Source organism: Deferrisoma palaeochoriense (genome assembly GCF_054656955.1).
This window is the reverse complement of sequence record NZ_BAAHXI010000021.1, coordinates 49,613-55,963: the sequence shown is the minus strand read 5'-3', so window position 1 is coordinate 55,963 and position 6,351 is coordinate 49,613. Positions and strand designations below refer to the sequence as shown.

General features: G+C 71.9%; 5 protein-coding genes. 1 reads left to right on the top strand and 4 read right to left on the bottom strand.

The window, feature by feature from the left end; translation table 11 throughout:
• Positions 1-127: 127 nt before the first annotated feature.
• The 3 genes from ACYQ8L_RS07885 to ACYQ8L_RS07875 all read right to left on the bottom strand — a co-directional run bounded on the left by ACYQ8L_RS07885 (position 128) and on the right by ACYQ8L_RS07875 (position 4,037).
• Entirely contained in the window at positions 128-742 is a 615-nt protein-coding gene (locus tag ACYQ8L_RS07885) for a hypothetical protein (RefSeq protein ID WP_459941233.1), read from the bottom strand.
• Between the two features lie 102 nt (positions 743-844).
• On the bottom strand, positions 845-3,448 hold the full coding sequence (locus ACYQ8L_RS07880) for an NAD(P)-dependent malic enzyme (protein ID WP_459941232.1): 2,604 nt from the start codon (positions 3,446-3,448) through the stop codon (positions 845-847).
• Positions 3,449-3,461: 13 nt separating this feature from the next.
• Positions 3,462-4,037: a hypothetical protein gene (locus ACYQ8L_RS07875; RefSeq protein ID WP_459941231.1), complete on the bottom strand. Its 576-nt coding sequence runs from the start codon at positions 4,035-4,037 to the stop codon at positions 3,462-3,464.
• Here ACYQ8L_RS07875 and ACYQ8L_RS07870 point away from each other — a divergent pair.
• On the top strand, positions 4,025-5,347 hold the full coding sequence (locus ACYQ8L_RS07870) for a M48 family metalloprotease (RefSeq protein WP_459941230.1): 1,323 nt from the start codon (positions 4,025-4,027) through the stop codon (positions 5,345-5,347). The genes ACYQ8L_RS07875 and ACYQ8L_RS07870 overlap by 13 nt on opposite strands.
• Positions 5,348-5,507: 160 nt before the next feature.
• On the opposite strand, the gene dapF is transcribed toward ACYQ8L_RS07870, so the two are convergent.
• Positions 5,508-6,332, bottom strand: a complete 825-nt coding sequence (gene dapF / locus ACYQ8L_RS07865) for a diaminopimelate epimerase (RefSeq protein ID WP_459941237.1) — start codon at positions 6,330-6,332, stop codon at positions 5,508-5,510.
• Positions 6,333-6,351 lie beyond the last annotated feature (19 nt).

Below are 6,351 nucleotides of genomic sequence, written 5' to 3'. Positions count from 1 at the left end.
CACAAGGGGCGGGACATTTCCCCGATCCTTCTCCGCCAGATCGCACGGGACGCGGGGTTTGCGGTGGAGGAGTTTCTCCGCCAACGGTAGAAGGGGACCCTACCGCTCCCACTGGTCCGCACAGCATCTACCTCGCTTTGGCTCGGGCCCACCCCGCCTCCTCCGCCATCCGGTCGAGGCGGGTCACGAGGTCCCGGAGGGCCTGCCCCCATACGGGGCGGTAGTCGTAGGCCCACCGGTCGTACTCCTCCCACCGGACCACCCGGGTGGCCTCGATCGTCTCGGTCCGCTCCAGGGGCGGCCCGCCCGGGGCGGAGAACCGGATCCCGGCCACGAGTTGCAGGCTCTTTCGGATCTCTTCGGGGATGCTGAGGTCCGCGCCGTCGAGTTCGAGGTCCGCGAGGCGAAGCGAGGCGAGCCGCAGGGGTTCGGCCGGGGGCCCGGCCCCCACCTCGTCGTAGCCCGCCGAAAGGTCTTGCACGGTGACCGTGAGCCGCGCCCCGGCCGGAGGGTTCACCGCCCCCGCCCACTGCTCCAGGGAGGCCCGGAGGTCCGCGCCAACGGGAAGATACTGGTAGGTTTCGATCGGGCCCACCAGCACGGGGTAGGGGTCGGCCACCTCGACCCGCAGTTCGATCCAGTGCGGCAGGGTCCGGGGGCCGGGGCGGGCCCCGGCGCAGGCCGAGAGGACGAGTGCGCCGAGGACGAAACCCACCGCGGTCCACCGAAGCGTTCTTTCCATGGCACGCCTCCTTCCCCCCTCCACTTGGGTCCCGGGGCCGGAGGGTTCCTTACACCTGCCGGCGGAAGCCTTGCCGGATCCCCGGCGACGCCTTGGTGAGGCCTAGGTCGGGGGTTCGTCGACCTCCGGGCCACCCGGCAGGATGCAGGCGGCCTGGTCCGCCGCCGCCTCCTCGGCCCCGAGCATCTGGGCCTCGTAGATGTACTCGGTGAGCCGGCGGCCCACCTCGGCCGGGTCGAGGTCGAGGCGGGCCACCCCGGTCTCCCGGGCGGCCCGGGCCACGGCCTCGGCCACCCGGGGGGGCACGGTGAAGTCCATGGCGTCGGGGATGATCCGGTCGGGCCCCTTCTGGGAGGCCGGCACGGCCTGGGCGATGGCGTGGGCCGCCGCGATCTTCATGGCCTCGTTGATCTCCCGGGCCCGGACGTCCAGGGCCCCGCGGAAGATCCCCGGGAACGCCAGGCAGTTGTTCACCTGGTTGGGAAAATCGCTCCGGCCGGTGGCGACCACTGCGGCCCCGGCCCCCCGGGCCTCGTCGGGCAGGATCTCGGGCACCGGGTTCGCCAGGGCGAACACCACGGCCCCGGGGTTCATGGACCGGATCGTCTCGGGGGTGAACGCCCCGGCCACCGAGAGCCCGATGGCCACGTCGGCTCCCCGGAGGGCCTCGGCCAGGCCGCCCTTGACCCCGTCGGGGTTCGTTCGGCGGGCGATCTCCTCCTTGTAGGGATTCATGCCCTTCTTCCGCCCGGCGTAGAGGGCCCCGGTCCGGTCGCACACGATCACGTTCCGGGCCCCGGCGTCCAGGAGGAGGCGCGTCACCGCAAGGGCGGCCGCGCCGGCGCCGTTCACCACGATTTTCACCCCGTCGAGGGGCTTGCCCACGATCTCCAGGGCGTTGAGAAGCCCGGCCAGCACCACCACGGCGGTGCCGTGCTGGTCGTCGTGGAACACCGGGATGTCGAGCCGTTCCCGGAGCCTCGCTTCCACCTCGAAGCACCGGGGGGCCGAGATGTCCTCCAGGTTCACGCCGCCGAAGGCCGGGGACAGGGCCTCCACGGCCCGCACGATCTCGTCCACCTCCTGGGTGGCGAGGCACAGGGGGAAGGCCTCCACCCCGCCGAAGGTCTTGAACAGGATCGCCTTGCCCTCCATCACGGGCAGCGCGGCCCAGGGCCCGATGTTCCCAAACCCCAGGACGGCCGAGCCGTCGGACACCACGGCCACCAGGTTCGCCTTCGCCGTGTAGTCGTAAACCCGCGCCAGGTGGGCCATGATCTCCCGGGCCGGCTCCACGGCGGCCTTGGGGGAGTAAAGGTCCACGAAGATGTGCTCGTCGCGGATCGGGATCTTGGGGGTGACCCCGACGCAGCCGTGGTACTTGCGGTGGAGGGCCAGGGCCTCCTCCTCGACCCCGGCGCCCCGCGGTACCCGGGCGTGGGGCCCCAGTTCGTACCAGGCCCGGTCGCCCTCGTAAAGGAAGGTGCGCAGCCGCTCGGCCACGGCCCCGGGCGGGGGAGCCGTTTTGGCGAGGCCCGAGTCCACGGCGGCCCGGGCCACGGCCTCGGCGATGGCGGGCCCCACCAGGAGATCCAGGGGATCGGGCAGGATGTGGTGGGCCGAGAGCTTGCGCTCGGGCACGAGGCCCGCCATCGCGTCCACGGCGGTGTTCAGCATGGCCGTGTTGATGTCGGCACACCGCACGTCCAGGCAGCCCCGCAGGAACCCGGGGGTTACCGTGGACGAGCGGATCTGCACCGGGAACACGCTGGTGCCCGAGGCGTACACGGCCGCGCCGCCGGCCTCGGCCTCCTCGGGGCCGATCTCGGGCTCGGGCAGGGCCAGGGCGAACACGATGGGCCGCTCGGCCATGGACCGGACCATGTCGGCCGTGAGCACGCCCCCCGACGACAGGCCGATGAACACGTCGGCGCCCCGGATCACCTCCTCCAACGGGCCCCGGAGCCCCCCGGGATTGGTGCGCCGGGCCAGGAGCATCTTGGCCCAGTTCATGTGCTCGAGCCGGCTCGGGTAGAGGGCGCCCCGGGTGTCGCACAGCACGATGTTCCGGGCCCCCAGGCGCAGGAGCCGGCGGGTCGTGCCGGCCCCGGAGGCCCCGGCCCCGGCGATCACGATCTTCACCTCCTCCAGGCGCTTGCCCACCACCTTCAGGGCGTTCCGGAGGGCCGCGGCCACCACGATGCCGGTGGCGTGTTGGTCCGAGTCGAACACCGGGATGGGGAGCGCCCGCCGCAGCCGGTACTCCACGGCGAAGCAGTCCGGGGCCCGGATGTCGTCGAGCACCACCCCGCCGAACGTGGGGGTGAGGAGTCGGACGATCTCGGTGAGGTCGTCGGGGTTGGCGGCCCGGACCGCGAAGGGGAAGGCGTCGATGTTCGCGAAGGTTTTGAACGACACGGCACGGGCCTCCAGCATGGGAAGCGCGGCCTCGGGGGGTACCCGGCCGATGCCGTAGAGGGCCGAGGCGTCGGTGACCACGGCCACGCTGTCGCCCCGGCAGGTGAGCTCGAACGAGGCGTCCTCGTCGTCGGCCACCTGGAGGCAGCATGCCCCGACGCCGGGGGTGTAGAGGCGCGAGAGCACCGAGGTGTCGCGGATCGGCACCTTGGACTGGATGCCGATGAGGCCGTGGTACTTCTGGCGGTAGTAGAGGCTCGGCGGCCGGTCGTAGAAGCGTTCGGGCATGGAGCGTCTCCGATCAGGGGGTACGGGAAGCCGGGTTGAGCCGCCCGCGGGTCGGCGTTAGCATGCCGGAGGCGTCGAGGGCCGAGAGGGCCCGTCGGGCCTCGGCCACCCGGCGGCCGATCTCCTCCACGTCGCCCCCCGAAAGCCGGGCCCCGGGGCCCAGTTCGTGGAGCAGCCGGCCGTCGGGGAGCCGGTTCGGGTGGAGAAGGAGGTCCGACAGGGCCTGGAACGCCCGGCGGGCCTCCCGGGTCTCGAGGGCCCCGAGGAGCCGGCGGCAGTTGTAGCTGTAGCAAAACACATACCGCCCGGCGCGGATCTCGCAACCCCGGGGGCCCAGGCCGAAGGGGTGCCGGGTCCTGCGCCAGTCCGGGGGCGGGGCGAGCGGAGCCGCCACCCGGTTGACCGACCGGTACCAGGGGTTCTCGAAGGTTCTGCGGCAGTAGCACGACCGGCAGCACGGCGAAGGGCAGCCGGGGCACACCCGGGCCGTGAGCCGGTCGATCCGGTCGCGCACGGCCGCCTCCAGGGCCGCGTAGGCCCGGGCGGCGGCGAGCGCGGGAAAGGAGGGTTCCAACGATGAGGCGATCATCGATGCGCTTTGGGGGAGCTCTGGGGTTCGGCGCCGCACTCATGCTCCTCCTCGCCGGGTGCGCCGTCAACCCGGTGACCGGACGGCAAGAGTTTGTGCTCCTGGCCGAGGAGCAGGAGCTGCGCATGGGCGAGGAGGCCTATCCGGTCTACACCCAGATCTCCGAGGGGGAGTTTCCCGATCCGGGCCTCCAGGCCTACGTGGCCGAGGTCGGCCGGAGGCTGGCGGCCCTGAGCCACCGGCCTGGCCTCCCCTACGAGTTCAACGTGGTGAACGCCTCCGAGATCAACGCCTACGCGCTGCCCGGGGGAAAGATCTCGATCACCCGGGGGCTTCTGACCCGCATGGAGAACGAGGCGCAGCTTGCGGCCGTGCTGGGCCACGAGATCGGGCACGTGGCGGCCCGCCACCAGGCCGCGGGCTACACCCGGCAGGTGCTCGCGGGCGTCTTGACCACCGTCGGTCTCGTGGCCCTGGAAACCGCCCGGGTCCAGGGGGGCGAGCTCCTGGCCCAGGGGGGGCTTCTCGCCACGAACTTGGTGCTCATGAAGTACAGCCGCGACCAGGAGCGCCAGGCGGACGAGCTCGGCATGGAGTACATGACCGCGGCCGGCTATAACCCCGAGGGCATGGTCCAGGTGATGGAGATCCTGAAGGCGAGCCACGACCGGGAGCCCTCGGCCGTGGAGGCGCTCTTTCTGAGCCACCCCCTGACCTCGGAGCGCCTGGCCCGGGCCCGGGAGATGGCCGGGCTGCAGCCGGCGCGACTCAAGACCCCGGAGCGGCTCCGGGCCGAGCCGTTCCGAAAGGCCACGGCAGGTCTTCGGAAGGTCGCTCCGGCCTACGCCAAAATGGACGAGGGCCGAAAGGCCCTGGCCAAGGGAAAGGTGGACGCGGCCCTCAGGCTGCTGCGGGAGGCCACCGAGCTGGCGCCGGGGCACGCCCTGATCTGGGCATTCCGGGCGGCCGCCGAGGCCAAGGCCGAAAAGCTCGACGAGGCCCTCCGGTCGGCCGAACGGGCGGCCACCCTGGCCCCAAAGCTCTTCCGGGCGCGGTTCACGGCCGGCGTGCTGGCCTTCGAGGCGGGCCGGCACGGCAGGAGCCTCGAGCACCTGGCGGTGGCGGAAAAACTCGTGCCGGGGCAGCCCACGGTGGCGTTCTTCCGGGGCCGGAACTACGAGGCCCAGGGAAACCGGGAGGCCGCGGCCAAGGAGTACGCGGCCGTCCTCCAGAAGGTCCGCAAGGGGCCGATGGCGGAGTACTGTTTTCGTCGACTCTCGGAGTGGGGCTACATCCGGACGAGGGGGTGAGGCGGGCGGGGCCGGCAAGGGCTTCGCCCCGCCGCGATCCGGGCCCAAAGCCCGAAAGGATCGTATCGCGGCTTGGAAGCCGCTCCCACAGGCTGGGACACTCGCTGGCGCTGGAATCACAAATGATTTTGGCGTCCTAGCTTCCCAGCCTCCCAGCGTCCTAGCGGGAAGTTGCGAAGTAAACGCCCTCGAACACCTCGACGGCCGGGCCGGTCATGAACACCCGACCCGAGGCGCGGTCCCAGCGGATCTCGAGTTCCCCACCGTCCATGATCACCGTGACCTCCGGGTCGGTCCGTCCGGTCCAGTGGGCCGCCACGGCCGCGGCCGAGGCCCCCGTGCCGCAGGCCAGGGTCACCCCGGCCCCGCGCTCCCACACCCGCATCCGGATCCGGTCGGGCCCGAGCACCTCAACAAACTCCACGTTGGTTCGCCGGGGGAACCAGGGATGGCGTTCGATCCGGGGGCCCATCTCTTCCACCGGGTAGGTTTTCGCGTCGTCCACGAACACCACGGCGTGGGGGTTTCCCATGGACACGCAGGTCACCTTGACGTCGGGCCCGTCCATGGGCAGCGGCGCCTCCCGCACCGGCGCCTCGGCCTCCACGGGGATCCGGGCTGGGTCGAACGCGGGCTCCCCCATGTCCACCTCGACGAGCTTGCCCACGAACCGGGGCACCACCACCCCCGCCAGCGTCTCGACCTGAAGGCGTTCGCCGCGCCAGCCCAGGCGGTCGCGCGCGTACCGGGCGAAGCACCGGATGCCGTTGCCGCACATCTCGGCCCGGGAGCCGTCGGCGTTGTAGATGTCCATCCGCAGATCGGCCCGGTCCGAGCGCCGCACCAGGAGCACCTGGTCGCAGCCCACCCCGAACCGGCGGTGGGCCAGGGCCGGGGCGAGGCGCGACCAGTCCCCCCAGTCGGTGTCGCGGCAGTCCACCACGACGAAGTCGTTTCCAAGCCCGTGCATCTTGACGAAGGGGATCTCCACCGGATTCCTCCTC